Annotated in this window: 30 protein-coding genes; 17 read left to right on the forward strand and 13 right to left on the reverse strand. The window is 62.9% G+C overall.

The genetic code is table 11. The features are described 5' to 3' along the window. Positions 1-25: 25 nt before the first annotated feature. Positions 26-2,152 carry a S9 family peptidase gene (locus tag AC0L2X_RS03255; RefSeq protein ID WP_473554425.1) on the reverse strand — a complete coding sequence of 709 codons (2,127 nt, stop codon included), beginning with the start codon at positions 2,150-2,152 and terminating at the stop codon, positions 26-28. A gap of 675 nt (positions 2,153-2,827) precedes the next feature. Between AC0L2X_RS03255 and AC0L2X_RS03260 the strand changes: the two genes are divergently transcribed. After that, a complete protein-coding gene (locus AC0L2X_RS03260; RefSeq protein ID WP_023677844.1) occupies positions 2,828-3,253 on the forward strand; it encodes a Ros/MucR family transcriptional regulator in 426 nt (141 codons plus the stop codon). Positions 3,254-3,355: 102 nt separating this feature from the next. On the opposite strand, the gene AC0L2X_RS03265 is transcribed toward AC0L2X_RS03260, so the two are convergent. Further along, positions 3,356-3,784, reverse strand: coding sequence for a SufE family protein (locus tag AC0L2X_RS03265; RefSeq protein ID WP_352490832.1), 429 nt, complete (start codon positions 3,782-3,784; stop codon positions 3,356-3,358). Positions 3,785-3,896: 112 nt separating this feature from the next. After that, positions 3,897-4,265, reverse strand: coding sequence for a DUF5330 domain-containing protein (locus AC0L2X_RS03270; protein WP_473554427.1), 369 nt, complete (start codon positions 4,263-4,265; stop codon positions 3,897-3,899). Positions 4,266-4,785: 520 nt separating this feature from the next. Here AC0L2X_RS03270 and AC0L2X_RS03275 point away from each other — a divergent pair. The 3 genes from AC0L2X_RS03275 (at position 4,786) to AC0L2X_RS03285 (ending at position 7,722) form a co-directional block, all read left to right on the forward strand. Continuing rightward, entirely contained in the window at positions 4,786-6,531 is a 1,746-nt protein-coding gene (locus AC0L2X_RS03275) for a sensor histidine kinase (RefSeq protein ID WP_473554805.1), read from the forward strand. Beyond that, complete coding sequence (locus tag AC0L2X_RS03280; protein WP_473554429.1) at positions 6,506-7,279, forward strand: peptidoglycan-binding domain-containing protein; 774 nt, start codon at positions 6,506-6,508, stop codon at positions 7,277-7,279. Before AC0L2X_RS03275 ends, AC0L2X_RS03280 begins: the two co-directional genes overlap by 26 nt. Before the next feature lie 95 nt (positions 7,280-7,374). Then, on the forward strand, positions 7,375-7,722 hold the full coding sequence (locus AC0L2X_RS03285) for a DUF1491 family protein (RefSeq protein WP_473554430.1): 348 nt from the start codon (positions 7,375-7,377) through the stop codon (positions 7,720-7,722). A 10-nt stretch (positions 7,723-7,732) separates the two neighbouring features. On the opposite strand, the gene AC0L2X_RS03290 is transcribed toward AC0L2X_RS03285, so the two are convergent. Next, positions 7,733-8,743 (reverse strand): hypothetical protein, encoded by a 1,011-nt coding sequence (locus tag AC0L2X_RS03290; protein WP_473554431.1) that lies wholly within the window; start codon positions 8,741-8,743, stop codon positions 7,733-7,735. Positions 8,744-8,930: 187 nt separating this feature from the next. Between AC0L2X_RS03290 and AC0L2X_RS03295 the strand changes: the two genes are divergently transcribed. Next, positions 8,931-9,116 carry a hypothetical protein gene (locus tag AC0L2X_RS03295; RefSeq protein ID WP_292658434.1) on the forward strand — a complete coding sequence of 62 codons (186 nt, stop codon included), beginning with the start codon at positions 8,931-8,933 and terminating at the stop codon, positions 9,114-9,116. A gap of 15 nt (positions 9,117-9,131) precedes the next feature. Here AC0L2X_RS03295 and AC0L2X_RS03300 read toward each other — a convergent pair whose 3' ends face one another. From AC0L2X_RS03300 to AC0L2X_RS03315, 4 genes are all read right to left on the reverse strand, one after another. Beyond that, positions 9,132-9,680 (reverse strand): DUF1254 domain-containing protein, encoded by a 549-nt coding sequence (locus AC0L2X_RS03300; RefSeq protein WP_254819944.1) that lies wholly within the window; start codon positions 9,678-9,680, stop codon positions 9,132-9,134. Beyond that, positions 9,673-10,257 carry a DUF1214 domain-containing protein gene (locus tag AC0L2X_RS03305; RefSeq protein WP_473554435.1) on the reverse strand — a complete coding sequence of 195 codons (585 nt, stop codon included), beginning with the start codon at positions 10,255-10,257 and terminating at the stop codon, positions 9,673-9,675. Before AC0L2X_RS03305 ends, AC0L2X_RS03300 begins: the two co-directional genes overlap by 8 nt. Positions 10,258-10,353: 96 nt before the next feature. Next, positions 10,354-12,513 carry a transglycosylase domain-containing protein gene (locus tag AC0L2X_RS03310; RefSeq protein WP_473554438.1) on the reverse strand — a complete coding sequence of 720 codons (2,160 nt, stop codon included), beginning with the start codon at positions 12,511-12,513 and terminating at the stop codon, positions 10,354-10,356. Between the two features lie 99 nt (positions 12,514-12,612). Continuing rightward, positions 12,613-13,221, reverse strand: coding sequence for a cupin domain-containing protein (locus AC0L2X_RS03315; RefSeq protein WP_473554440.1), 609 nt, complete (start codon positions 13,219-13,221; stop codon positions 12,613-12,615). Between the two features lie 19 nt (positions 13,222-13,240). Here AC0L2X_RS03315 and AC0L2X_RS03320 point away from each other — a divergent pair, with 19 nt between their 5' ends. Then, positions 13,241-13,945, forward strand: a complete 705-nt coding sequence (locus tag AC0L2X_RS03320) for a TetR/AcrR family transcriptional regulator (RefSeq protein ID WP_352490841.1) — start codon at positions 13,241-13,243, stop codon at positions 13,943-13,945. Positions 13,946-14,025: 80 nt separating this feature from the next. Here the strand turns inward: AC0L2X_RS03320 and AC0L2X_RS03325 are convergent, their stop codons facing one another. The 3 genes from AC0L2X_RS03325 to AC0L2X_RS03335 all read right to left on the reverse strand — a co-directional run bounded on the left by AC0L2X_RS03325 (position 14,026) and on the right by AC0L2X_RS03335 (position 16,354). Next, positions 14,026-14,187, reverse strand: a complete 162-nt coding sequence (locus AC0L2X_RS03325; RefSeq protein WP_352490842.1) for a hypothetical protein — start codon at positions 14,185-14,187, stop codon at positions 14,026-14,028. A gap of 82 nt (positions 14,188-14,269) precedes the next feature. Further along, positions 14,270-15,889 (reverse strand): chaperonin GroEL, encoded by a 1,620-nt coding sequence (gene groL, locus AC0L2X_RS03330; protein ID WP_473554443.1) that lies wholly within the window; start codon positions 15,887-15,889, stop codon positions 14,270-14,272. Between the two features lie 102 nt (positions 15,890-15,991). Further along, entirely contained in the window at positions 15,992-16,354 is a 363-nt protein-coding gene (locus tag AC0L2X_RS03335) for a co-chaperone GroES (RefSeq protein WP_473554445.1), read from the reverse strand. 243 nt (positions 16,355-16,597) lie between these two features. Here AC0L2X_RS03335 and AC0L2X_RS03340 point away from each other — a divergent pair, with 243 nt between their 5' ends. Together AC0L2X_RS03340 and AC0L2X_RS03345 are read left to right on the forward strand one after the other, a co-directional pair. After that, positions 16,598-16,870 carry a hypothetical protein gene (locus AC0L2X_RS03340; RefSeq protein ID WP_292658482.1) on the forward strand — a complete coding sequence of 91 codons (273 nt, stop codon included), beginning with the start codon at positions 16,598-16,600 and terminating at the stop codon, positions 16,868-16,870. Beyond that, the gene (locus tag AC0L2X_RS03345; RefSeq protein ID WP_023718394.1) at positions 16,867-17,133 is read left to right on the forward strand and encodes a DUF1488 family protein; all 267 of its coding nucleotides are present in this window, start codon (positions 16,867-16,869) and stop codon (positions 17,131-17,133) included. The genes AC0L2X_RS03340 and AC0L2X_RS03345 overlap by 4 nt, the downstream gene beginning before the upstream one ends. Here AC0L2X_RS03345 and AC0L2X_RS03350 read toward each other — a convergent pair. Then, the gene (locus AC0L2X_RS03350) at positions 17,130-17,354 is read right to left on the reverse strand and encodes a hypothetical protein (RefSeq protein WP_473554449.1); all 225 of its coding nucleotides are present in this window, start codon (positions 17,352-17,354) and stop codon (positions 17,130-17,132) included. The genes AC0L2X_RS03345 and AC0L2X_RS03350 overlap by 4 nt on opposite strands. Before the next feature lie 44 nt (positions 17,355-17,398). Then, the gene (locus tag AC0L2X_RS03355) at positions 17,399-17,821 is read right to left on the reverse strand and encodes a hypothetical protein (RefSeq protein ID WP_473554452.1); all 423 of its coding nucleotides are present in this window, start codon (positions 17,819-17,821) and stop codon (positions 17,399-17,401) included. A 48-nt stretch (positions 17,822-17,869) separates the two neighbouring features. On the opposite strand from AC0L2X_RS03355, the gene AC0L2X_RS03360 reads away from it, so the two are divergent. The 9 genes from AC0L2X_RS03360 to AC0L2X_RS03400 all read left to right on the forward strand — a co-directional run bounded on the left by AC0L2X_RS03360 (position 17,870) and on the right by AC0L2X_RS03400 (position 26,027). After that, positions 17,870-18,280: a DUF3168 domain-containing protein gene (locus AC0L2X_RS03360; protein WP_352665893.1), complete on the forward strand. Its 411-nt coding sequence runs from the start codon at positions 17,870-17,872 to the stop codon at positions 18,278-18,280. A 372-nt stretch (positions 18,281-18,652) separates the two neighbouring features. Then, the gene (locus AC0L2X_RS03365; RefSeq protein WP_473554454.1) at positions 18,653-18,952 is read left to right on the forward strand and encodes a hypothetical protein; all 300 of its coding nucleotides are present in this window, start codon (positions 18,653-18,655) and stop codon (positions 18,950-18,952) included. A gap of 64 nt (positions 18,953-19,016) precedes the next feature. Beyond that, positions 19,017-19,682, forward strand: coding sequence for a response regulator transcription factor (locus AC0L2X_RS03370; RefSeq protein ID WP_023718390.1), 666 nt, complete (start codon positions 19,017-19,019; stop codon positions 19,680-19,682). A gap of 10 nt (positions 19,683-19,692) precedes the next feature. After that, positions 19,693-21,120 (forward strand): ATP-binding protein, encoded by a 1,428-nt coding sequence (locus tag AC0L2X_RS03375; protein ID WP_352490940.1) that lies wholly within the window; start codon positions 19,693-19,695, stop codon positions 21,118-21,120. Positions 21,121-21,242: 122 nt separating this feature from the next. After that, positions 21,243-21,680: a hypothetical protein gene (locus AC0L2X_RS03380; protein WP_473554457.1), complete on the forward strand. Its 438-nt coding sequence runs from the start codon at positions 21,243-21,245 to the stop codon at positions 21,678-21,680. Positions 21,681-21,901: 221 nt separating this feature from the next. Beyond that, the gene (gene ccmI / locus AC0L2X_RS03385) at positions 21,902-23,038 is read left to right on the forward strand and encodes a c-type cytochrome biogenesis protein CcmI (protein WP_473554458.1); all 1,137 of its coding nucleotides are present in this window, start codon (positions 21,902-21,904) and stop codon (positions 23,036-23,038) included. 3 nt (positions 23,039-23,041) lie between these two features. After that, entirely contained in the window at positions 23,042-23,485 is a 444-nt protein-coding gene (ccmE, locus tag AC0L2X_RS03390; RefSeq protein ID WP_473554460.1) for a cytochrome c maturation protein CcmE, read from the forward strand. 95 nt (positions 23,486-23,580) lie between these two features. After that, positions 23,581-25,569, forward strand: a complete 1,989-nt coding sequence (locus AC0L2X_RS03395) for a heme lyase CcmF/NrfE family subunit (protein WP_473554462.1) — start codon at positions 23,581-23,583, stop codon at positions 25,567-25,569. After that, the gene (locus tag AC0L2X_RS03400) at positions 25,566-26,027 is read left to right on the forward strand and encodes a cytochrome c-type biogenesis protein (protein WP_473554465.1); all 462 of its coding nucleotides are present in this window, start codon (positions 25,566-25,568) and stop codon (positions 26,025-26,027) included. Before AC0L2X_RS03395 ends, AC0L2X_RS03400 begins: the two co-directional genes overlap by 4 nt. Positions 26,028-26,078: the final 51 nt, after the last annotated feature.

A 26,078-nucleotide genomic window follows, 5' to 3' on the forward strand; every position in this document is an offset into this window, starting at 1 on the left:
GCAATGACCGCTCACCCCCGGGTGTTCACGCGGCAAGCTCGGCCTTGCCTGTCACCTTGAGCGCGAAGGCGTAGGTGAAGGCGATTTCCTCCAGCCGGGAGAACCGGCCGGAGGCGCCGGCATGGCCTGAATCCATGTTGATCTTGAACAGCACCGGATTCTCACCTGTCTTGCGGTCGCGCACCCGTGCCACCCATTTGGCCGGCTCCCAATAGGTGACGCGCGGGTCGGTCAGGCCGGCCAGCGCCAGGATCGGCGGATAGTCGAGTGCGGCGACATTGTCGTAGGGTGAATAGGCGGCGATGGTCCGGTAATCCTCCGCCGAGGCGATCGGATTGCCCCATTCCGGCCATTCCGGCGGTGTCAGCGGCAGGCTGGCGTCGAGCATGGTGGTGAGCACGTCGACGAAGGGAACCTCGGCGACGATGCCGCCGAAGCATTGCGGCGCCATGTTGGCGACAGCGCCCATCAGCATGCCGCCGGCTGAACCGCCCTGCGCGACGATGCGATCATGCGCGGTGTAGCGTTCAACGACGAGGTGCTGGGCGACCGCGATGAAATCGGTGAACGTGTTCATCTTGTTCGCTCGCTTGCCGTCGTCGTACCAGCCATAGCCCTTGTCCTTGCCGCCGCGAACATGGGCTATCGCGTAGACAAAGCCGCGGTCGACCAGCGAAAACAGATTGGTGTTGAACGCGGCCGGCACGGTGATGCCATACGAGCCGTAGCCGTAAAGCAGGCAAGGCGCCGACCCGTCGAGCGGCGTGTCGCGGTGATGGAGGAGCGAGATCGGCACCAGTTCGCCGTCGGCGGCGGGTGCCATCAGCCGGCGTGTGACGTAGTGTTCCGGGTCATGGCCGGACGGCACTTCCTGGGTCTTGAGCAGCACCCGCTCGCGGGTGTGCATGTTGTAATCGAAGACCTGCGCCGGGGTCGTCATCGACGAATAGGAAAAGCGTATGATCTCGGTGTCGTATTCGTAGGAGCCGGACAGGCCGAGCGAGAAGGCTTCCTCGTCGAAGGAGATCAGGTGCTCCTCGCCGCTCTTGCGGTCGCGCACCACGATGCGCGGCAGGCCTTCCCTGCGCTCGAGCCGGACCATGTGGTCCTTGAAGCCGATCACCGAAAGGATCAGCCGTCCCGCTTCGTGCGGCACCAGTTCCTGCCAGTTGGCGCGCACCGGATCTTGGGCCGGCGCCGTCATGATCTTGAAGTCCTTGGCGCCGTCGGCATTGGTGAGGATGAAGAAAATGTCGCCGCCTTCATCGAGCTCGTACTGCAGGCCGGTCTGGCGCGCCGCAACCAGCTTCGGCTCGGCGAACGGATCGTTGGCGCTCATGATGCGGTATTCCGAGGTCTCATGGTCGTTGATGCCGATCATGATCCACTCGTTGGAGCGCGTGCCGCCGACATCCATGAAGAAGCCGGGGTCGGTCTCCTCGTAGATCAGCCGGTCGTTTTCAGGACTGTCGCCAAGCGCATGGAACAGCACTTTGGAAGGACGGTGGTTGGGGTCGAGGCGGGTGTAGAAAAAACCGTCATTGCCGGCATCCCACACACCGCCGCCGCCGGTGTCCGGGACCCTGTCCGCCAGATCGTTGCCGCCGGCCAGATCGCGGACGCGCAGCGTGTAGAATTCGGAACCCTTGTCGTCGAAGGCCCAGAGCAGCTTGCTGTGGTCGTCCGAATGATCGACGCCGCCCAGGCGGAAATATGGCTTGCCCTCGGCCTCGGCATCGCCGTCGAGCAAGATCTGCTTGTCGCCGCCGTCGCGCGTCGTGCGGAAATAACGCGGCTGCTGGCCGCCAAGCTTGAAGGAGGAGCCGTAGGCGTAAGGCCCGTCCTTCATCGGCACGGAAGAATCGTCTTCCTTGATGCGTCCCTTCATTTCCGCGAAAAGCTGCTTCTGCAGTTGGACCGTATCGGCCATCAGCGCCGCCTGGTAAGCATTCTCGGCTTCGAGGTGGGCGCGGATTTGGCCGTCGAGCAGGGACGGATCCCTGAACATCTCTTGCCAATTGGTGGCCCTCAGCCACGCATAGTCGTCCGTCCGCCTCATGCCGTGATGTGTGTCGAAGATCGGCCGCTTCTCCGGCTGCGGCGGGGTGGCGGTCGGAAACGTGGCGGTCGGAAACACTGGGGTTTTGGTCATTGCGTCTCGCTGTGGAAGCTACTTGAATGGCGAATGAACACGCCGAGCAGCGCGGGTTCAAGGGCTATGATCTATTGTTGTGGTGGCTCGAGAGGACGGGCTGGAGGAGCGGATAACGAATATTTCTTCTCGGACTGCCGCGGTTCTCGCCGTCGCTGCGATGACCCCTGCCAGTGCCGGTCAATCTCATGCAACTGCCTTCGCGGCTTGGCAAGTGGCCGATATGGCTGGGTCTACGGAAATACATTACCCCATTTCAATGACACAGCGCACCGCACCGGCGACGGCTCGCGAGCAACAGTAACGCTTCGCAACCTATGATTTTACTGAATCCGCCGATCATTCAGGCTGTAATGCCGCCGGCAGGGTCAAGCATCGAACTCTATTTACCTGCTGCCGTTTGTGTAATGGCTGTTTGCCGCGGCGTCAGTCGATGCTGGTCTGACCAGAAAAAACGGCAAAGTTACACTTTGCACGAAAGAGTGAAGCTGAATATGGAAGATTTGACTTGTGTCGCTGAATAGACCGAAAGAAGCGAATTGACTTACTTGGCGGTCCGGCCCATTAAGATGCCGCGACGCGAATCGCGGAGGCTTTTTCCTGCACAAGTTCGCGCGATGCCCAACTATCGAAACGGGCGCAAACAGAAACAATTCTCGTTGGGGCCTGAACGCCATGGATATTACCGAAACACCTTCCAGAAACAGTGACGCGCTGATCGAGCTCACCGCCGACGTGGTGGCCGCCTATGTCAGCAACAATCCCGTACCGGTCGGCGAACTGCCGAACCTTATCGCCGATGTCCATGCCGCTCTCGGGCGCGTCGGCGGGGCCGCCGAGCAGCCGCCTGCCGACAAGCAGAAGCCGGCGGTAAATCCGAAGCGGTCGGTGCATGACGACTACATCATCTGTCTCGAAGACGGCAAGAAGTTCAAGTCGCTCAAGCGTCACTTGATGACCCACTATGATCTGACGCCCGACCAGTATCGTGAAAAGTGGAACCTGGACCCGAGCTATCCGATGGTAGCGCCCAATTATGCGGCCGCCCGTTCGCAGCTCGCCAAGAAGATGGGTCTCGGCCGCAAGCGCAAGGGACGCTGACAAGCGGCTCTTCCGGTTTGACACTCAAACGGCGCCTGCGGGCGCCGTTTCGTATTATGGGTCAAGGTCGAACCCGCTATGGTGCCGGCAACTGCCGTCCGGTCAGGCGGTCTGCTTCAACGCTGCTTCGGCATCACGCTTGATGCGCTTGACCATAGAGCGAAGACCATTGGCGCGCTGCGGCGACAGGTGCTCGTCAAGTCCGAGTGCCTTTAGCGTTGCCTCTGCGTCGGTCCTCTGGATTTCGCTGGCCGGCCGTCCCGAAAACAGCGCCAGCATGATGGCGACCAGGCCGCGCACGATATGGGCGTCGGAATCGCCCTTGAAGGTGACAACGGGGTCGGCACCTTCGCCCTGTTCGGTGGTCAACCAGACCTGGCTGACGCAGCCGGGCACCTTGTTGGCCGGTATACGTTGCTCGTCGGGAAACGGCGGCAGCGCTTCACCCAGTTCAATCACATAGCGATAGCGGTCTTCCCACTCGTCGAGCAGGGAAAAGTCCTCGCGGATGGTCTGGATCGTCGTCGTCATTCCCCGGATATAGTCATCCGGCGCTGCCACGTCACGGAAAAAGAGGAGAAACGCCGCAGGCGCCGAAAGCGGGTAGCCTTGCGGTCTGGCGATGGATTCGGCCGAAACCGTCTCAGTTCTTCGCCGGCAAGTGCAGTTTCGCCGGCAAATCGACTTTCGCTGGCAAGATGATTTCCTCGGGCACGCTGCCGGTAGTCGTCACCGTATCGGGTTCAGCGGCCTTGTCGTCCAGCATGGCGGCCGCGATCTTGGCGGTCTCCTTCGCCCGGGCGGTGATGGTGTGCATTGCCGATTTGCCGGTCTCGCACACGTCCGGCTTGCGCTCGCAGATGCCGGCGATGTCGCCGACGGCCTCGCGCGCCGCAAACAGCGCCTGGAGCGGCCCGACGCTTTCGCGGCCGGCATCATCGGCGCCGACACCCAGCGGGAGCGCCAGAAGCACCAGCGAAAACCAGAAAGCAGCTCTTATCAGAAAGCCCATCTGTCTGTCCTCTATGACGGTCATGCCTCCGAACCGCACAACCCCTTGTACCGCGACATTGGCACAGACGCGCAAAGGACGGCTTGTCCCGAAAGCAACAGTTTTCCTCAAATTTTAGGCAGATTCGAAACGAAGCGTTTTGAAGTTCATTAGCCTCGAAAGGCTCAAATTTTATTCAGCAAATGATAACCGTTCAACCACTTGTTTTTCCTCGTTAATTTTTGCATTGGTGACAGTTTGATGCCATCGGCCGCAACGCCAGGCGCAGGCGGTGTGGATAACGCTCCGTTTACTATGGCGGCAATTGCCCCGGTTTTTCCCCGCCGGTATCCCGATATTTGCAGCCTGCCGGGGGACGATCGGCCCAGCCTTATCCATTCCTTAAACGCTGGATGCGAGTTTCGGATCGACAAAAGCCGCCTGCAAAGCAGGGCCGTTCACGACCGGGTGCGTTGAGTTGAGTGCGATCAAGGCCAGATACGCCGAGTTGCCGGGCGCGATAGCCGCCGGTTGCGAACGGATGGTTCATCCGTCCGTGCTCGGCCAGAGCGATCGTCGCCGCCACAGCCGGTTCATTGGCGTCATGCTGGCGACCCCTTTCTTCAGCGCGGGTGCAGCGGTGACGCTGGTCACATCGGGCATGGGTGCGGCTGTGACTGTGGCTGCGATCTTTGCGGCGTTCGGCCTTTGCTGGTTCGCCGCCCTGCTGGTGGCTGCATCGGGCAAGATGACCCTGGCCGGCCAACTCGCCTTGATCGTCGGCAATGTTGCGCTCGGTGCCCTTATCGCTGCTGCCGGCGGTGTGGCATCGCCGGTTGCCCTGCTCGCGGTGGCGCTGCCGTTTGAAGCCTGGTGGATCGGCCAGTCGCGCCGTGCCGTGATCTGGGGCGCCATATCGGCCCTTGTCGCAGTCTTGCTGCAGCCTTTAGCCGGTTCCGTCTTGCCGCTCGACCAGACCGAAATCGCCGCATGGCACTGGCTGGTACCACTGGCCTGGGCACTCACGCTCATTCCGCGTATCGCTCCGCTTCGCGGCGCCGCCAGCGCACAGCTCGATCCGGCCGGCAGCGACCGGCTCGAAGACCTCATCGACGCCGTCGTGCTGCGAATCGCTGCGCATGGCGAGGTTCTGGACGTCTCGGCTAAGGCACGCACCATGCTGAGGCTGCCACCGGAGCTGCTTTTCGGCACCGGACTTTTCGATCGCATCCATCTGTCCGACCGCGTCCCGTATCTCAGTGCGCTGGCCGATATGCGCGATGGCGCCCTGTCGCGCCGGCTCGACCTTCGCGTCCGGCTGCCGCAGAGCGGCGGCGTGACAGCCGACAATTACCGGCCGTTCTCGCTCGAGATGATGCGCGCGCCGGGGCAGGGGACTGTCTTCACGCTTCTTCTGCGCGAGAACGATGAACTGGCCGGACTGCGCCTGGAGCTTGCCGCCGCCAATGAGGCGGCTGCCTCCGCCGAGGTGGCGAAAGGACGCTTCCTTGCCGTCGTCAGCCATGAGTTGCGCACCCCGCTCAATGCCATCATCGGCTTTTCCGACATGCTGCTGCACGAGATGTTCGGCAGCTTCAAGGATCCGCGCCAGAAGGAATATGTCGGGCTGGTCAGGGATTCGGGCCAGCACCTGCTTGCCGTCGTCACCTCGATACTCGACGTATCGCGGATCGAATCGGGCGCCTACGCGACGGAACCGGAACCGTTCCGCTTCCGCGAAGCGGTCGAGATGTGCCAGTCGATGATGCGCCTGCAAGCCGAGGCAAAGGCCATCGATCTGCAGGCCCAGATCGCGCCGGACGCAGGCGAAATAAATGCCGACCGGCGCGCCGTGCAGCAGATCCTGATCAATCTCGTCTCCAACGCGATCAAATTCACGCCCGAAGGCGGCAATGTCGTCATCGGCGCCAAGCGGATCGGCTCGCGGCTGCATTTCTGGGTCCGGGACACCGGCATCGGCATCGCCGAGGAAGATTTCGCCAATCTCGGCAAGCCGTTCATGCAGATCCAGAACGACTATACCCGCCGTTTCGAAGGCACCGGGCTCGGGCTTTCGCTGGTGAAGGGGCTGGTGGCGCTGCACCAAGGCACCATGTCGATCGAAAGCATGCCGGGCGAGGGCACCACGGTGACGATCAGCCTTCCCGTGAGCGGCCCGACGGGCCGCTCGGGGGAAAAGACCGGCGTGGTGCCGATGTCCGCGGCCAAACTCAGAGCGGACGGTGGCAAAGGGGAGAGCAATGGGTCGCTCCGCAAAACAGCCTAAGGCGGTCAAACGCCGCGGCAATGCCTTCGAGCACGGAGCGATGGCCCTGGGCAGCCTGATCTCGCGCAATCCTGTTGTGGTCGGCGGCTCTACCGCGTTCCTGGTGACGCTGTTCTACGTCTCGGCGAACGCTCTTTGGTATCAGCCCTTTCCGCATGCCGGCGCGTTTTTCGCCACCAGAAGCATCGAGCGCTTTCCGCGGGCGGACAGCGACGAGCCCGAAACCACTATCAACATCGTGCGTCCGGCTTCAGCGCCGATCAAGAGCGACCCGGTCGTCGAACAGGTCCAGGGCATATTGAAGGATCTCGATTTCTATTCCGGCACCGTCGACGGTATCCCCGGACCGAATACGCGCAAGGCCATCCAGGCCTATCAGCAGAAGGTCGGATTGAATGCCTCCGGCGAGATCGACGGCGTCCTGCTGGATCAACTGGGCGCCACGCCAAAGACCGCGGCCGTGGTTCCGCATCCGGTGCCGCGGCCGGTCGAAACGGCCGCTGCTCCGGCCGCCATTCCGGTATCCGCACCGGCGAATGCGGCAGCGCAAACGCCTGATGCGCGCATCGTCAAGATCCAGGCCGGACTGAAGGCCTTCGGCAATGACGACATGCAATTGGATGGCGTCGTCGGCGCGCGCACCAAGGCCGCGATCAAGGAATTCCAGGCACTGTTCGGCCTGCCCGAGACCGGTGAACCCGACGAGATCGTCTACGTCAAGATGCGCGAGATCGGCTTGACCAACTGAGGGTCGTGACGGCCGCTTGGCGGTCGGCTCGGCAAAGACCGTTTACGGTCTTCCGGCCGATGCTGTAAGGACCGCCGCATGTCCAGGAATTTTCTATGCGCGTAACCACCGATCTGTGGGTGTCGGCGCTGTTGCGCCGGGTTTTCAGCGCCGGCGGCTTTGCCGCCGTGGTCAAGCGCGGCGCGACGGAAGCCGGTGCGGTTTTCGTGCTGACGCGGGGCAGGCTGGGGGAGATGGCGCTGTTCGGGCCGGCGCCGCAGACGAGCTACGATTCGGCCAGGCCGGACGACCGCTTTTTCAGCCTGCTCGGCGAAGGCGACGATGCCGCCATCTTCGACGCGCGGCTGGAGCGCGAGAAGAAATTCGATCCGGATATCTGGGTGATTGAGATCGAGGCGGGCGCCGTTCCCGTCGAGGAGCTTATCTCGGTCAAGGCGTCGTAACGGCAAGCCTTCAAACGCGATGAGCCTTTGGGGTGGCGGTCATATCGGCGCCGTTCTGCTTGCGCAGGTCGGCATTTGCGGCGACGCGCCCGGGCTTGCGAACGATTTTCGACACGGTGTCGGCCTTCCAGGCGCGGAGCCCGTCCAACGCCGCTTCGCGGTGCAGCAGGCGGTAGCGGTCGAGGAAGATGCGGATCGCCTGCGGGTGCGGAAACGCGGTCGGATAGATGGCGGCCGTGATCAGGAACGCCTTGTCTTCGCTAAGGTCGAGCGCGCGCAAGGCGGTCAGCAGCGGTGCGTAATTGTGGCTCGCGGTAAGCGTCCGCGCCGTTGAAAAATCGATTTCGAGCGCATCGGCGAGCGCTGTCTGGAAGAATGCCGCATTACCGGTCAGCGCGGTCTCGCGCAGCTTGACGTAGGTTTGTGGCTCGACGAACGGACCGATGGCAGTGCCGCTCTCGGCGCGCATCATGGATCGCAACCGGCGGCGTACAGTTTCGGCGGCATCGGAAGCCTCTTGCCTGTTGGCCTCGCCCGCAACCACTTCGGCGTTTTCGGACGCGGCTTTGGCCGTTGTTTCCGGCTGCTGCTGCGACCGCACCAGCGTCGGCCTTTCGAGCACTTTGATGAGATCCGCGATCGTTTGATTGAGATCCTTGCGGCGGGCAATGGCACGGGCATGCGGCAGGCCGTGACGCCCGATCAGCGCGATGAGGTCGACGTCGCTGAGGGCACGCGAGCGGATGAGCAGCGGAGCGGCGATGTCGACCCGCTCCTGGCAAAGTCGCCGCACCAGCGCGGCGGGTGCATATTCGCATTCGGAAAGGGCTGCCGCGACGTAGCGGCGCGATTCGACCGAGACATTGTCGAAAAGCGGCAGCGTCAGGTCTTCGAGTTGCGCGATCTCCCGGCGCGAAGGGCGGGTGAGCGAGCAGAACGCCGATACCGCGGCGCGAAACAGCCTTTCGGCCTTTCCCGATTCAGCTCCTGCTGCGATTTGCCTGAAATCCGAAGCTGACACGAAGGATACGCCTGACACTCGACACGATCTGGAGGGCGCTCTGCCGGGCTGTACCGGTTTCGCGTTTCCCAAGAACAAAGATCAATTTAGCGGCGATCCGTTAGCGCTCCGTTAACCTACTGCCTTCTTAATCGACTATGGAGGCGTTGCGTTGTGCTCCGGGGCAACCGAGAGGAATACGCGAACCATGGGCATGGTACTGTCTTTCGTGCCGCGAACGGCGGCAACCAATCGAGCACAACAAACCGCGCCGGCGGCAGTGATCATCTTTCCCGGGGTGCGCTACGAGCAGCGGCCGCTGACGGGCGAAACGCGGCCGGCCGGCCCCGACAAGCCGGGGCCTTCGGGAACATTGCCGGTACCGCATCACTGAGCGTCGGACCCGGGCTTAAAAATCCTGGAGTTCGCAGGAACTCTGTTCGAGAAACCGCGAGACGATCGGCTTCCAGCTGTCGTCGGGCACGAACGAACGGATGACGAAGACGCCTTCCTCTATCGGCGCCTCGACGAAGATGGCCCCTTGCAGTTCCTCGGGAAGATCCTTGCGGACCTCGATCATCTGGGCCGGCGTCAGCACAACGGTGTCGAGCACGCCTGCGGTCGCGCTGTGGTCGTTGAACGAGTAGATGTTGTGGCCGCCGCGGTCATAGACCGATATCGACCAGAACGGCACCTTTCCCGGCGCCTTGACCCGCACCATCCCCTCGGCAAGGTCGAAGCGGCATGCCGCCGCATAAAACAGCGGATCGACCGATTTCACCACCGGCGCGCCGCCGGCTTCCGCGTCGAGCCTGGTCATCTTGTAGAGATCCGAAGCCATGGCCAATCGCGACCAGGCGTCGCGTTCGGAAAACTCGGGGACGAGCAGCAGCACGACGATGTGCACGATGCCGGCGCCGAGCAGACCGAGCAGCACGGCATGCAGCAGGCTACGCATTGCAGCCGACCTTCTGGATCTGCGGCAGCGTGACGTCCGAGAGACCGGTGCTGCTGGCGATCGGCGTGTCGTAGAACGTAAGCACCAAGTACATCTTGCCGGCGCCGCTGGTCAGCAGCCAATTGCCGGGCGCAGGGCGGCTGCCGACGGAAATGACCACCGAATTGTCGGCCTGGCGCAGCACTTGATAGGACTGTAGCGCAGCCGGCCTCAGCTTGCCGGTCTCGACCACGCCAAGCGACTGGTCGGCGGCATAAAGCGTCCAGAACCGGGCGGTGGGAAAGCCGCCCGCAATCTTGTAGGCACATTGCCGCTTGAGCTGTTCGCCGCCGGAATCGCGCTCGGCTATGAAGGACAGTCCTTCCGCCTGTCCGAGCGCCAGCACGCCTTCGCGAGCCACGCGGGCCTTCGAATAGGGATCAGCCGTCGGCGTGCCGATATCGGGGAAGGCGGTCCATTGGCCGATCCTGATGGCGCCGACGCCGTCCTGCAGCTTCAGTGCATACCAGACGCTGCCGCCACCGCCGACGACGGCGATGGCAAGCGAAAGCAGTGTCAGGAAGGCGTTCTTGAGCATGAGGAGGCAGGGAACCGAAGGCCGGGACTGAAAGATTGCCGCTCGGGGATATCGCGGCGCAGGGCCTTGTGGCAAGCGGCCGCGTGGAATTGGCCGTCACAGCGCCGAGAGGGTCTCCGGTGCAGCGGGCGCGTCGAGCACGGGTGCCGCCTGGAACAGCTTGGTCAGTTCCTTCAGTGTCTGGGTGGTCCGGCTGGACAGCACCGGCGGACGCTCGGCGGCGGCGTCGGCAGCTGCCTGTTCGGCGTTCTTCTTTTCCGCTTCCTCGGCCTTGGCGGCGATTTCGGCATCGACGAAGGGGTGATCGAGGCCGGGGATCGGTCTGAGGTCGATATTCTGGTGCGCATAGAGCATCAGGCGCTGCCACACCATGGCCGGCAGCGTGCCGCCGGTCATCTTGTTGGTCGCGGTGAAGTCGTCATTGCCGAGCCAGACGGCGGCCGTGTAGTTGCCGGTAAAGCCGACAAACCAGGCATCGCGGTAGGACTGGGTCGTGCCGGTCTTGCCGGCGACGACGATGTTTGGAAGGGCCGCGCGCCGGGCAGTGCCGATCACCGGCACCGCCGCCAGCATGGTGTTCATGTATTTGAGCGCTTGTTCCGACAGCACCCGATGCGGCGGCGGCGCATCCTTGGCGAAGTCGTAGACGACCTCGCCGGTACGGGTGAAGAGTTGGCTGACGCCGTGCCGGGTTCCGGCAAAGCCGTTCTGGGCGAATACGCTGTAGCCCGTCGCCTGGTCCATCACGGTCATGCCCGACGTGCCGAGCACCATGGTCTTGTGCGATTCCAGCGGCGACTCGACGCCCATCGCCTCGGCCATCGCCTTGATCGGCTTGATGCCGAGATAGTCCTTGGCCAGCCGCACTGGCACGGTGTTGATCGATTTGGCCATCGCTGTGATCAGCGTGACGTTGCCGGCCGACCCGCCATTGTAATTGTGCGGCGACCAGCTGCCCCACGAGATCGGCCCGCCGGAAACCACCGAATCCGGCGTGAAGCCATGCTCCATCGCCGTCGCATAGACATAGGGCTTGAACGAGGAGCCGGTCTGGCGAAGTGCCTTGGTGGCGCGGTTGAACTGGCTGGCGCCGTAGTCGCGGCCGCCGACGATCGCCCTGACCGCGCCATTTGTCTCGATGACGACGATGGCGCCCTCGGTGACGTTGTATTCCTTGCCGAACTGGCGGAGGTGGAACTCCATCGATTCTTCGGCCGCCTTCTGGATGTTGGCGTCGAAGGTGGTGTGCGCGACAAGCGAGTGCGGGCCGCCTTTGGCGGCGATCTTCTTGACCTCGTCGAAGGCCCAGTCGAGGTAATAGTCGGGGCTCTTCTGCTCGCCGCGGTCGACGATTTCGGCCGGGTGCAGCCTTGCCTGCAGCACCTGGCCTTCGGTCATGAAGCCGGAATCGACCAGATTGGACAGCACCACATTGGCCCGCGCCCGGGCGGCGGGCAGGTTTATGTGCGGCGCATATTTGGTCGGCGCCTTGAACAGGCCGGCCAGCATCGCTGCCTCGGCAAGGTTCAGGTCCTTGACGCTCTTGCCGAAATAGAAATCGGCTGCGGCCTCGATGCCGAAAGTGCCGCCGCCCATATAGGCGCGGTCGAGGTAAAGCTGCAGGATTTCCTTCTTCGACAGATTGGCTTCGAGCCACAGCGACAGGAAGGCTTCCTTGATCTTGCGCTCGAACGTCCGTTCATTGGTCAAGAACAGGTTCTTGGCCAGCTGCTGGGTGATGCTCGAGCCGCCCTGGACCACGGAATTGGCCCGCACATTCTCGAATATCGCCCGCGACAGGCCGAGCACATCGATGCCGTAATGGTCGAAGAAACGGCGGTCCTCGGTGGCCAGCACCGCCTTGATGACATGGTCGGGCATCTCGTCGACCGGCACCGAATCGCGCTGGATGATGCCGCGCTGGCCGATCTCGTTGCCGTAGCGGTCGAGGAAGGTGACGGCGAAGTCGCCCTGCGTGCGCCAGTCGCCGGCGGTTATCTGGAAGGCCGGCAAGGCCAGCGCCAAAAGCACGACGATGCCGCCGGCACCCAGCGTAAAACCTTCACTCAACAGTTCGATCAGGCCGCGGCGCCAGCCGCCGACGCGGAAACGCCGCGAGAAGATGGTCGCCGCTTCCCAGAACTGGCGCGCCCTGAAGCCGATTTCGTAGACCGAGGAATCGATCCACGCATCCACCGCCAACAGCCTTGCAGCGATCGGACCTCTTCTCTTGCGTGGTTCCAAAGGACTGGCCATTCCAGGATCCGGCTGCGGCGATGCCGCCAACTGAGAAACCGCATGCCGGCAATTTCACGGCGGCGCACCACTATGACTATTCGTCCATTTTGGCGCTGCCTACAAGGGCGATGAAGATGAGGGCGATGAAGATATCGCGAGCGGTTCAGCCGTTGCAGCGGCGGTGCGTGCGGATGTCAGTCCAAATCGGGTGCAGAGGCCTGGAACACTATCGAAGTCCATATCCAGTTCGTACTTCCGCAAAAGCTCGCCGGACTTTGTTCTGTCTGGCCAGATGACGGCCAGTTCGCGGAAATAATTCTCGAAGCCGGCAGGCGAAATCACTTCGATGATTTCGCACTGCGTGTCGCCCGCGTTCCAGAACGTATGCCATTCGCCTCGCGGCTTGAACAGCCATGTGCCCGGCCCAGCGGTAACAACGTTCTCTCCAAGCAACGCGCCCAAACTGCCGCTCAGCACATATGAATATTCGTCTTCACGGTGATGCCGGTGCAAGGGCGCGGCCAGCGCACGAGGGGCGAGCGGATGGTGCACGATGGAGAAGCGCTCCCCGGTGTGGAATCCGTCTATCTTCCAGTGGATGCCGAAACCGCCCAGATCAAAGCGGTCACCGGCTCCAGGCAGAATTGTGATGGGATCAGATGAATGGCTGTGAGGCGAGTAAGCCGTCGTACGTTGGAGGCTTGGATCAGGCACTGCGTGTTCCATATCATCCTCCTGAAAATGGGTGTACGCTGCCGATCACCCATTTCTACGCGCCATTCGAACCCAAGTCAATATCGGTGATCATATGAGTTCACTGAAAGAAGGCCAGCGGCGCTCATACCGGTTGCAGCGACGCGCGATCAAGCAGGCCGAGACCCATCTTGCGCTCGCCCGCGCAGCATTCGATCTGCACTGTTCGGTGGGCCCATCGCGAACGACGGTGAGCGCCATCGCTGAGAAAGCGGGGGTGCAACGGCTAACCGTCTACCGTCATTTTCCCGACGAGGAAGCGGTCTTCAATGCTTGCTCGGCATATTCGTTCGGCCAGGACCCGCCACCCAACCCTGAAGCCTGGCGATCGATCGTCGAACCGGAAGTCCGGCTCCGGACAGCGCTTTTCCAGCTCTACGGCTATTACAGGCGCAAGCGGCAACTCCTCGCAAATCTGTATCGCGATGCCGAAATGCCGGTGGTTGCCGCGGCACTGGCCCGCAGGCGAGAGGTTCTCGCAAAAGGCGTCGCGATCCTTTCACAAGGCTACCTCGACCCGGATGGCGGAACTGCAAGGTTGCTCGTTGCCACGATAGGACATGCGCTGGACTTCACGACCTGGCTGTCGCTTGTCGAGAACCAGGGCCTCTCTGACGAAGAGGCGGTGGAAACCATGCTCGTCCTCGTCCGCAGCGTCAGGTCGAGTTTGCGGGACGCCGAGGTAACAAGCCGTTGACTTGACAACCGTCGGCGCTGGAAACGGATGCTTGTAGACTTTTGGCCGCCGGTCTCATGATCTGACGCTGATCTCGCGGGTCACATGGGACGCTTGTCCGCGATCTTTTTCGGGTCGCGGCCTATCGTGCCGGCGTCGGCTTTCCTGTACTTGTCGGCAAGCCTGCGAATGCGATCGAAGCGGCTTTCCTCGGCCACTTTGGTCTTCGCCGCCGCATTTGGCTTCGGGACGAATGCGATCATGGATCGATCTCCTTGCCGATGGTGCACGCCGGGGAAGATACCCCGGCGGCTGTCTTTCAGGCTTGTTTCCGGCAGCGGCTGGTCAATAGCCCATGCCGCCGGTCGAAGCAGCGGCTTCCTTGGCTGAAACGTCGGTGATCATGGCTTCAGCAGTGATCAGGAGCGCGGCAATGGAGCCCGCGTCCTGCAGCGCCGTCCGCACCACCTTAGCGGGGTCGACGATGCCGGCCTTGATCATGTCGACATAGACCTCGTTCTGGGCATCGAAGCCCTGATTGTGGTCCTTGCTGCCGGCGAGCTTGCCGACGACGATCGAACCTTCGACGCCGGAATTCTCGGCGATCTGCCGGATTGGCGCTTCGAGCGCTCTCGACACGATCGAAATGCCCGCCGTCACATCGGCATTGGCTCCGGTCAGCCCGTTCAGCACAGCCTTGGCGCGCAGCAACGCGACGCCGCCGCCGGGAACGATGCCTTCTTCCACGGCCGCGCGCGTGGCGTTCAGTGCATCGTCGATGCGGTCCTTCTTTTCCTTGACCTCGGATTCGGTGGCGCCGCCGACGCGGATGACGGCAACGCCGCCCGCCAGCTTGGCGAGACGTTCCTGCAGCTTCTCCTTGTCATAGTCGGAAGTGGTTTCCTCGATCTGCCCCTTGATCTGCTGGACGCGCGCCTGGATGGTGGTCTTCTCGCCGGCGCCGTCGATGATCGTGGTGGTGTCCTTCTCGATCAGCACGCGCTTGGCGCGGCCGAGCATGTCTATGGTGATGTTCTCCAGCTTGATGCCGAGATCCTCGGAAATCATCTGTCCGGCGGTGAGCACGGCGATGTCTTCCAGCATCGCCTTGCGGCGGTCACCGAAGCCAGGCGCCTTGACGGCCGCGACCTTGAGGCCGCCGCGCAGCTTGTTGACGACCAGCGTCGCCAGCGCTTCGCCCTCGACGTCCTCGGAGATGATCAACAGCGGCCTGCCGCTTTGCACCACGGCTTCGAGGATGGGCAGCAGCGCCTGCAGATTGCCGAGCTTCTTTTCGTGGATGAGCACGTAGGGCTCTTCCAGCTCGGCCCGCATTTTTTCGGCATTGGTGACGAAATAGGGCGAGAGATAGCCGCGATCGAACTGCATGCCTTCGACGACGTCGAGTTCGGTTTCGGCGGTCTTGGCCTCCTCAACCGTGATGACGCCGTCATTGCCGACCTTGTCCATCGCCTTGGCGATCATGGCACCGACGCTGGTGTCGCCATTGGCGGCAATGGTGCCGACCTGCGCGATCTCGCCTGAGGACTTGACCTTCTTGGCGCGCGCCTGGATTTCCTTGACGACAGCGCTGACGGCAAGGTCGATGCCGCGCTTAAGGTCCATCGGGTTCATGCCGGCGGCGACGAATTTGGCGCCCTCGCGCAGGATGGAAGCGGCAAGCACTGTGGCGGTGGTGGTGCCGTCGCCGGCGAGGTCGTTGGTCTTCGAGGCCACTTCGCGCACCATCTGTGCGCCCATGTTCTCGAACTTGTCGGAAAGTTCGATTTCCTTGGCCACCGTCACCCCGTCCTTGGTGATGCGCGGCGCGCCATAGGCCTTGTCGATGATGACGTTGCGGCCTTTGGGGCCGAGCGTCACCTTGACGGCGTTGTTGAGGATTTCGACACCGCGCAGCATGCGGTCACGCGCGTCGGTGGAGAATTTGATTTCCTTGGCAGACATGATTTTTTCCAGTTCGGTTGGTCGTGGCAAGACGCTTGCAGCGCGCCTGAATCAAAGCTTGGAGCATCCTTTGCGCGCCCGGTTGGGCGCGCGGCATTCCAATCAGGCGGCCTTCTTGGCAGCCACGCTCTTGGCAATGATGCCCGTCTCGCTCTTGTCGATGATGCCCATCTCGCTCTTGTCGATGATGCCCATGATGTCGGCCTCCTTCATGATCAGAAGGTCCTCGCCGTCTATCTTGAGCTCGGTGCCGGACCATTTGCCGAACAGGATGAGGTCGCCGGCCTTGACGTCGAGCGCCATCAGCACGCCGCTTTCGTCCCGCGCGCCCGGCCCGACGGCGATCACTTCGCCTTCCTGCGGTTTCTCCTTGGCATTGTCGGGGATGATGATGCCGCCCTTGGATTTGGTGTCGCTTTCGGCGCGCCGAATGACGACGCGATCGTGGAGTGGCCGGAATTTCATGGGGACTCTTTCTGGGGCCGGCTTAGGCGGCCGCCCCTCTCTATAGGCGCTCTGGCACTCGATTGATAGGAGTGCCAAAAAATATTCATAGGGCATGTCAAATATTGAATGTATTATTTTGCTTGGCCATCCCCCGGTGTTCGGGGCCTTGCCGAATATTAATGAAATTGAATTTCTGTCCTTGAACACCTATTTTACGGTGAAGCTCACATTCACGACTTTCGCTGCAAGGGAGATTTACCGATGGCCGAAGGCAATCAGAACATCATGGAAAAAGCTCAGGCTCGCTTCATGGAAAATCAAAAGAAAACAGCGGAGCGGAACAAAGCAACTGCCGAATATCTCTCGGAGGCGAAGGCCAGGATGATCAAGACGGCGAAGCTGAGGGAATTGCGACTGGCCAAGGAAGAGGCGGATCGCGCGGCGGCAGCTCTGAATCCGGTCGCCCCAAAGAAGAAGCGGGCGGCGCGGACAGTCAAGCATGCCGTATCTGCATCGACGGAGGCCAAATCATGAGCCTGACATTTCCCAATCCCAGCCGCAGCTACGACGAGGCAAGCAAACGCATCCGCTTCGTCGGCCATGACGGCATGTTCCAGATCTCCTTCTCTGTCGCAACCGATGCCATCTCCAAAGTGCAGCCGGGAACGGCGGCCTCGGAAGCTACCTATCTGGCGGCCTTCGACACGGCTTCCAGCTCGATCCACGATGTCGCCAGGAATGCCTATGCCCGCACCCGCAGGAGCATATATGTGCTGACTGCGGCCGATTTTCGCTAGATCCGTCGCGATCCGTCCACAAGACGCTTTCTCGGGGCTTCCGGTCCGCCTTCGCCCGCCGCGATGTCACGACTGTTCAGCCGATCGACCATCGCGCCCGCATCGCGCGTGTTAATGCCGACCATGGGTTGCTGCTTGAGCTCGACCCGCTGGCCGGTGAAGACGTCGAAGACGGTCCAACTGTGAGGACGTTCCATACGCAGCGCGTAGCGGTTTGCCATCTTGGCGTCCTTTAGTTTCCGCCCGATCGATGAGTGTCGCTCGGTCAGGCCTGGGCGATGAAGAATACTGCCGCCAGGACAAGCAGCGTCCACAAAACGACGGACAGCTTCAGGGCCAGGCTACCGTGCGCCGAGAGCACCTCCCGCGTGCGGTTGACCAGACTCTTGACGGTCGTCGACATGGTCGACGCCGCAATCGCGACCGGCGGCGCCTTGGCCCCAAGCTTTCCGAAAACAGGCAGCAGCGATGGCTCGCGCACGAAAAACGACCTCGAATGTTTGGAAAAACCAGACATCGTCATAGCATCATTTTTTCGATCTCCTGCATGCCAAATGAATTCGCGCAGGTTGGCGCGGAGGGCCCGGCGTCGCGCATTCCAGGAGCAGGGCTTATTGCCGAGAGCAGGAAGGTTCATAATCCGCACGAGACGCGCTGATTCGCGCTTTGCCGGGATGCCTTCATGCAACGCAGCTACGCAGCCGGGAGGTCGACGCGACGGGCGAAGGGAAAGACGATGACCGCGCCGGCCGTCGAATTGCAGAGGGCCATATTCGAGGCAGTGAACGGCGATCCCGACCTGTCGGCGGCACTGGGCGATGCAAGACTGTTCGACCATGCGCCGGAAAATGTTGCGTTCCCCCACATGACCTTCGGCCGCACCAGCGTCTACGATTGGGCAACGGGGATGGAGAACGACACAGAACAGTTGCTGACGTTGCATGTCTGGTCGAAATCAGAGGCCAGCAAGGAAACCAATGACATCATGGACCTAGTCAGCACCCGCCTGCGCGATACGGCACTCTCGCTTGGCGGACATCGCCGCGCCCACCTCAAGCTCGAATTCGCTGAAGCCCGCTACGACGAGGACCTTTCGGCCCATCACGGGCTGCTGCGCTTCCGCGCCGTGATCAAGGACGAGGGCTGACCACCGGGCACCTTTTCGCAAATCGGGCAATTTTGTTCTTGCTTTGTGCTGGCAGCTATGCTACTAATTCAACTATGGTGCTGATGGCGCCATGACCCGCCGCAGAGGCGGGTTTTTTGTTTCAGGTTCGGTTCGCCTGAACTGCCATCGGTGTCTTGGGCCGGATGCTTCGTCCTCCCAAATGGTCCTGCCCGCCTGATGATGCCGGTTGTCGGCGAAGGATTGCAGGGCTAGGTTACACATTGGCGATTTCGCGGGGCCGGGCGGCGAAATGGCAATCCGATAATCTCGCGCTTCAGGGGTGTGGCGGGCATGCATTCGAGCGTTCACCGTTCATATCACGTTCAGCACCGGCGCGTTAGAACGCTGGTCATGAAAACCCTTCGCTTCCACTTCTTGACCGCGGTACTGGCGCTCTTAGCCGCCGGCCTGCTTGCGTCGCAAGCGATGGCGATCCCCGCTGTCGCGCCCGAGTGGACTCAGCCAGTCGTCCTCGCCGCGTCCGACTGCTACGCGATCGGCCAGCAGGTGGCGGAGCAGAATGGCGGCACCTTGGCCAAGGCCTCGCAGTCGACACGCGGCGGCCAGCCGGTCTGCGTCATCGTCGTGCTCGTTCCGGGCAAGGACGGGCAGCGTCCCCGTCGCTCGGAGATCGTCGTTCCGCTGAACTGAACCGTGCCGTTTCCCAGTCCGCCGGAATCGGCCTATATCTGAACAGCTTCAACAGGCCTTCCGCATGCGCGTACTCGTCGTCGAAGATGACAAGGATCTCAACCGGCAGATCGGCGACGCGCTGGTCGATGCCGGCTATGTCGTCGACCGCGCTTTCGACGGCGAGGAAGGGCACTTTCTCGGCGACACCGAGCCCTACGATGCCGTGGTGCTCGACATCGGCCTACCGCAGATGGACGGCATCAGCGTGGTCGAGCGCTGGCGGCGCGGCGGCCGCAAGATGCCGGTGCTGATCCTGACGGCACGCGACCGCTGGAGCGACAAGGTGGCCGGCATCGACGCCGGCGCCGACGACTACGTCACCAAACCTTTCCACATCGAGGAAATCCTGGCCAGGGTGCGCGCCCTGATCCGGCGTGCTGCCGGGCACGCTTCATCCGAGCTGACCTGCGGGCCGCTGCGTCTCGACACCAAGGCCTCCAAGGCCGACGTCGACGGCGTGCCGCTGAAGCTGACCTCGCACGAATTCCGCCTGCTTGCCTATTTGATGCACCACATGGGCGAGGTGGTGTCCCGGACCGAGCTGGTCGAGCATCTCTACGACCAGGATTTCGACCGCGATTCCAACACGATCGAGGTCTTTGTCGGACGGCTTCGCAAGAAGATGGGCATCGACATGATCGAAACTGTTCGCGGCATGGGCTACCGCATGCGTAAGCCGGAGGCGTAACGCGGAACCGCTGCCTACAAAACCCGCCGTCTCGAACACGCCGTCGCTGCGGTCATGGCCGCGTTCGGTGGCGTTTCGCGTCATCGCCTTTTCCACGGTCTGGGCGATCCTCACTCTGGTCGTCATCTTCACCTTGATCACCACGCTTTATCGCCAGGCCAGCGAGCGCGGTTTCGACAGCCTGCTTTCGGCGCATCTGTTCAACCTGATCGGCTCGGTCGGCGTTTCCGAAAGCGGCCAGTTGACGGGCGCCCCCGACCTTGGCGATTTGAGGTTCTCGGAGCCGAATTCCGGTTGGTACTGGTCGGTCGAGCCCGCCTCGGAAGGTGTGCACGGCGATCTCCATTCGTCGTCGATGACCAAGGCGATCCCGTCGCCAAGCGTCGCCGAGGTGCCCTTCAATGCCAGCTTCCAGCGCAGCTATTCAGCGGACGGCATCGAAGGCGAACAACTGGAGGTGTTCGAGAGCGAGTTCGTCCTCGATGCGAAAAACCGCGCCGCGCGCTTCCGCGTCATGGGCAACCAGACCGAGCTCGAGCAGGAAATCGCCACCTTCCAGCGGCGCCTTTTGACCTATCTGTCGCTGTTCGGCGTCGGCATGATCGCCATCAACGCGATTGCCATCCTGCTCGGCCTGCAGCCGCTGCGCCGGGTCAGGAATGCGCTTGCCATGGTGCGCGAAGGAACCGCGCAACGCCTCGACGGCCGTTTCCCGGCCGAGATCGAGCCGCTCGCCAACGAGACCAATGCACTGATCGAGAACAACAGGCGTATCGTCGAGCGGTCGCGCACGCAGGTCGGCAACCTGGCGCACTCGCTGAAGACGCCGCTTGCCGTGCTGCTCAACGAGGGGCGGGCGCTGGGTGGCGCCAAGGGGCAGCTGATCGCTGAGCAGGCTGCCTCCATGCAAAAGCAAGTGGACCACTATCTGCAACGTGCCCGCGTCGCCGCGCAGCGCGACAGCGTCGTCTACCGGACGCCAGTGACGCCGCTGGTCCAGCGCATGGTGCGGGTGCTGCAGAAGCTCAACCCGCAGACGGCGCTGTCGCTCTCACTGCCGGCCACCGAAATCGTCTTCGCCGGCGAGCGCGAGGACCTGGAGGAACTGCTCGGCAATCTGCTCGACAATGCGATGAAATGGGCAAGGAGCGCCGTCGCCGTTTCGGTCAAGCCGATCTCCAGCAAGGGTGGCGCCGGCAAGGAAGGTGCCGCCAATCTGTTCGAGATTAGCATCGAGGATGACGGCCCCGGCATTCCCGACGACAAGGCGCGCGAGGTGTTGCAGCGCGGACGGCGTCTCGACGAGACAAAACCGGGAAGCGGGCTCGGACTTGCCATTGTCGCCGACCTTGTCAACGAGTATGGAGGCGTTCTGGCGCTGGAACGATCCGTCATGGGTGGATTGAAGGCGATGGTTCGATTGCGGAGCCTTCAGTAATGCTTTTCCAGATTGCTTTTCCAGGTGGCCGGCTGCGGCCAAATTTCCGACAAACATCGACATTATGGCCGCGTCAGCCTGCTGACAGCGCGGCGGTCCAGCTCAAGAAAGCCGGTATTGGCATGAAGATTCGCGTCGCGCTCGTTTCCGCCCTGCTCGCCGTCTCCGGCTGCACGACGCTCGGCAAGGGCGGCCCGGCCGTTACGGTGACGCCGGCCGCGACGCCCCCCAGCGGCGCCAAGGTGGCGACGACGATCATCTCCGCCATGGGCGGCGGCCTCGTCGGCGGCTCGATCGGCGCCGGCCTGAGCGAGACCGAGAAACGCAGCGCGCTCGAGGCGGAATACAAGGCGCTTGAATACACGGCGAGCGGCCAGAAAGTGGCTTGGAAGAGCGACAGTTCGGCCCATCGCGGCGAAGTGGTTGCCGCCCAGCCCTATCGCGTCGGCTCGCAGGACTGCCGGCAATACACCCATACGGTGTTTGCCGGTACCGCCGGCGCCACAGCGCGCGGAACCGCCTGCCGCAATGCCGACGGCAGCTGGACGCCGCTGACGTAGCTGGTCCGGCCGTCGATCCGCCGATTCCGGTCCGGCACTAAAGCGCGGCGCGTTCGACCGGCCTCGTGCGATGCGCTTTAGGTTCTTGTTTGATGCATGGTCGTTATCGCAATACCGCTGCACACTTTTCGCGACATGCATTATCGATCGGAGCGGTCCCGCCAAAGCGTCGCAGCACGCTTGTGTTGGCAGGGCAAGGGTCTCGTTCTATTGGAAGAGCCATGCTGTTCTGGGTCATAGCCGCAATCCTGACGCTGGGCGCAAGCCTGGCGGTGCTGCTGCCGTTGGCCGGCGGTTCGAATAACGCGTCCGCTGCCGGCGATCACGACCTTGAAGTCTATCGCGACCAGCTGGCCGAGCTCGACCGCGATATGGCGCGTGGCCTGATCCAGCCAATGGAGGCCGAAGAGGCCCGCGCCGAAATCGCCCGTCGTATCCTTCGCCTGAGCAATGCCGGCCAGGCCGACGCGACGGCGACGCCGCCGTCGCGGTCGACAAGGCTGGTGGCGACGGCTGCCGTGCTGGTTGTTCCACTGGTCAGCTGGGGCCTCTATGGCCAGCTCGGCTCACCTGACCTGCCGTCGCAGCCGCTCAGCGAACGCCTGGCCAAGAACCCCGCCGACAGCTCGGTCGACGAGCTGATAGCCCGCGCCGAGGCGCACCTGGCGGCCAACCCATCCGACGGCCGCGGCTGGGACGTGCTGGCGCCGGTCTATCTGCGCATGCAACGATACGCCGATGCGGTGACTGCCTATCGCAACGCCATCCGCCTCGACGGCGACAGCGCCGCCCGCCAAGCGGGTCTTGGCGAGGCGATCGCCAATGCGGCCGGCGGCATTGTCTCAGCCGATGCGCAGGCGGCGTTCGAGGCGGCGTTGAAGCTCGATCCGGCCAACCCCAAGGCCTCGTTCTATCTCGCCATGGGCATGGCACAGGAAGGCCGCATAGCTGAAGCCACGGCGGCCTGGCAAAGGATGCTTGCCGCCTTGCCGCAGGGCTCGCCGTGGCGCGGTGCCGTCGAGCAGGCGCTGGCCGAATCCGCCGCCCGCAGCGTAGCTTCGGAAACGCCTGCGAAAGGGCCGAGCGCCGAGGATATCGATGCTGCTTCCTCGATGTCGCCGCAGGACCGGCAAGCCATGATCAGCACCATGGTTGCCGGCCTCGACGAAAAGCTTCGGCAAAATCCGCGCGACGAGGAAGGGTGGATGCAGCTCGTTCGTTCCTATGTCGTACTGGGCAAGACAGATCAGGCGCGTGACGCGCTCAATCGCGGTATCGCCGTCTTTGGCGCCGACAGTGACCAGGCCAGGAAATTCACCGCCTTTGCTGCCTCGCTCGGCGTGACGGCGACGGAGTAGACGATGACGCGCAAGCAGAAACGACTGTCGGTGATCGCCGCGGGGCTGGCGTTTCTCGGTGTTGCAACCGGGCTGACCTTCTATGCGCTTGGCCAGAAGGCCTCCTATTTCTACATGCCGGCCGATCTGGCCACCGCCAGTCTTCAGCCGGGCCAGCGTATCAGGCTCGGCGGTCTCGTCGAAAAAGGCACCGTCGAGCGTAGCCAAGGCGCCACCGTCGCCTTTTCGGTGACCGACAACCAGAAGGACGTCAAGGTTACCTATACCGGCATTCTTCCCGACCTCTTCCGGGAAGGGCAAGGCGTGATCACCGAAGGCTCGTTTGGCCCTGACGGGATCTTTGTCGCCGACAGCGTGCTGGCCAAGCATGATGAGACCTATATGCCCAAGGAAGTGGCCGACGGCCTCAAGGCCAAGGGCGTATGGCAGGAGAGCAAGAGTGAGTAGAAAGGTTCCGCAAAAGCCTGCCCTCGAGCTTGGCCCGAGGGTGTCCACGGTTTTGCGGCAAGAACCTGCGGCAAGATCTAGCGAGCGCGGCGACAATGGTTGAAACCGGACATTTCGCCCTGGTCCTGGCGTTTGCGCTGGCCCTGGTGCAGACGATGGTGCCGCTGTTCGGTGCGCGCACCGGCAACCACAAGATGATGGCCGTCGGGGCACCGGCCGCGCTGACCGGCTTTGCCTTGACGGCGCTGTCTTTCGTGGCGCTGGCAACCGCCTATGCAGGCTCCGATTTTTCCGTCGAGAGCGTCTGGGAGAACTCGCATTCGCTGCAGCCGCTGATCTACAAGATCACCGGAACCTGGGGCAATCACGAAGGTTCGATGCTGCTTTGGGTGCTGATCCTGACCTTCTTCGGCGCGCTTGTCGCCGTCTTCGGCGGCAATCTTCCGGCGACGCTCCGGGCCAATGTGCTTGCCGTGCAGGGAGCGATCGGCGCCACTTTCTTCCTGTTCATCCTAACGACGTCGAACCCGTTCGTCAGGCTCAATCCGGCGCCTATCGAAGGCCGCGATCTCAACCCGATCCTGCAGGACCTCGGCCTCGCCATCCATCCGCCGCTGCTCTATCTCGGCTATGTCGGTTTCTCGATCTGCTTTTCCTTCTCGGTCGCCGCCCTCATCGAGGGCCGCATCGACGCTTCGTGGGCGCGCTGGGTAAGGCCGTGGACATTGGTTGCCTGGATGTTCCTCACCGGCGGCATCGCCATGGGCTCCTACTGGGCCTATTACGAGCTCGGCTGGGGCGGCTTCTGGTTCTGGGATCCGGTCGAGAACGCATCCTTCATGCCGTGGCTGGCGGGCACGGCGCTGCTGCATTCGGCGATCGTCATGGAAAAGCGCTCGGCGCTGAAGATCTGGACGCTGCTTCTGGCGATCCTGACGTTCTCGCTGTCGCTGCTCGGCACCTTCCTGGTGCGATCCGGCGTGCTGACCTCGGTGCACGCATTCGCCACCGATCCGACGCGTGGCGTGTTCATCCTCTGCATCCTGACGCTGTTCATCGGCGGCTCGCTGGCGCTGTTTGCCTTGCGCGCCTCCCGGCTGACGGCCGGCGGCCTGTTTCACCCGATCTCGCGCGAAGGCGCGCTGGTGCTGAACAATCTGTTCCTGACCACCGCCACCGCCACCGTGCTGGTCGGCACGCTCTACCCGCTCGCCGTCGAAGCCCTGTCTGCCGACAAGATCTCGGTAGGCGCGCCGTTCTTCAACCTGACATTCGGCCCGCTGATGGTGCCGCTGCTAGTCGTCGTGCCGTTCGGGCCATTGCTCGCCTGGAAGCGCGGCGACGTTTTCGCGGTCGCCCAGCGTCTGATGGCGGCTTTCGCGGCGGCGCTGCTCGCCGTGCTGGTGACGGCCCTGTTCATCGATGGCGCTTCGGTGTTGGCGGCACTCGGTGTCGGCCTTGCCTTCTGGCTGATCTGCGGCGCGCTCACCGACCTTGCCGTCAAATCCGGCTTCGGCACCGTCGCGCCCGCCGCCATGCTCAGGCGCTTCGCCGGCCTGCCGCGCTCGGTCTTCGGCACAGCGCTTGCGCATCTCGGCCTCGGCCTGACGACGCTCGGCATTGTCGGCACGCTTTGCTTCGGCACCGAAAAAATCTTGGCGATGCATGCCGGCGAGACCGTCGAACTGTCCGGCCACAAGCTGCGCTTCGAGGGGCTCTACCCGGCCCAGGGGCCTAACTACAGTGAGGATCGCGGCCGCTTCGCCCTGCTTGGCGCCGACGGCAGCGTCACCGGCGAGATCATTTCGGCCAAGCGCTCATATCCGGTGCGCCAGATGACCACGACCGAATCCGGCATCAAGACGATCGGCTTCAGCCAGCTTTATCTCTCGCTTGGCGACGAGGCCAGCGATGGCTCCGTCGTCGTTCGTCTGTGGTGGAAGCCGCTGGTGACGCTGATCTGGGGCGGCGGACTGGTGATGATGGCGGGGGCGGCGATGTCGCTGCTCGACCGCCGCCTGCGCGTCGGCGCACCGTCGCGCCGCAAGGCCGCGGCCGCCGTGCCATCGGCGAGCCCACAATGAGAAGGGTCACACTGGCCTCGCTGATCCTGCTGCTGGCGCTGTTGTTCGCCGGCGCCGCGCAGGCGGTCAAGCCCGACGAAGTGCTCGCCGACCCGGCGCTCGAGGCGCGGGCGCGCGCTTTGTCGGAAGGCCTGCGCTGCATGGTCTGCCAGAACCAGTCGATCGACGAGTCCGATGCCGACCTCGCCCGCGACCTGCGCATCCTTGTGCGGCAGCGCCTGGTCGCTGGCGATACCGACCAGCAGGTGATGGACTATGTCGTTTCGCGCTACGGCGAGTTCGTGCTGCTGAAGCCACGCTTCAATCTGCGCAATGTCTTGCTCTGGGGGACGCCAGTTCTTCTGCTGCTCGTTGGCGGGACGTTCATCCTGCTGGCCGCCCGCTCGCGCCGCTCGACGGCGACGGCTGCGTTAACTGCCGAGGAACAGGCGGCGCTGGACAAGATGCTGGATAGCTAGTCCGCTAATCCGGCCATTCCTCCGGCGGCCAGTCGCGCGACGTGTCTGGCG

The sequence above is a fragment of the Mesorhizobium sp. WSM4828 genome (assembly GCF_055811175.1).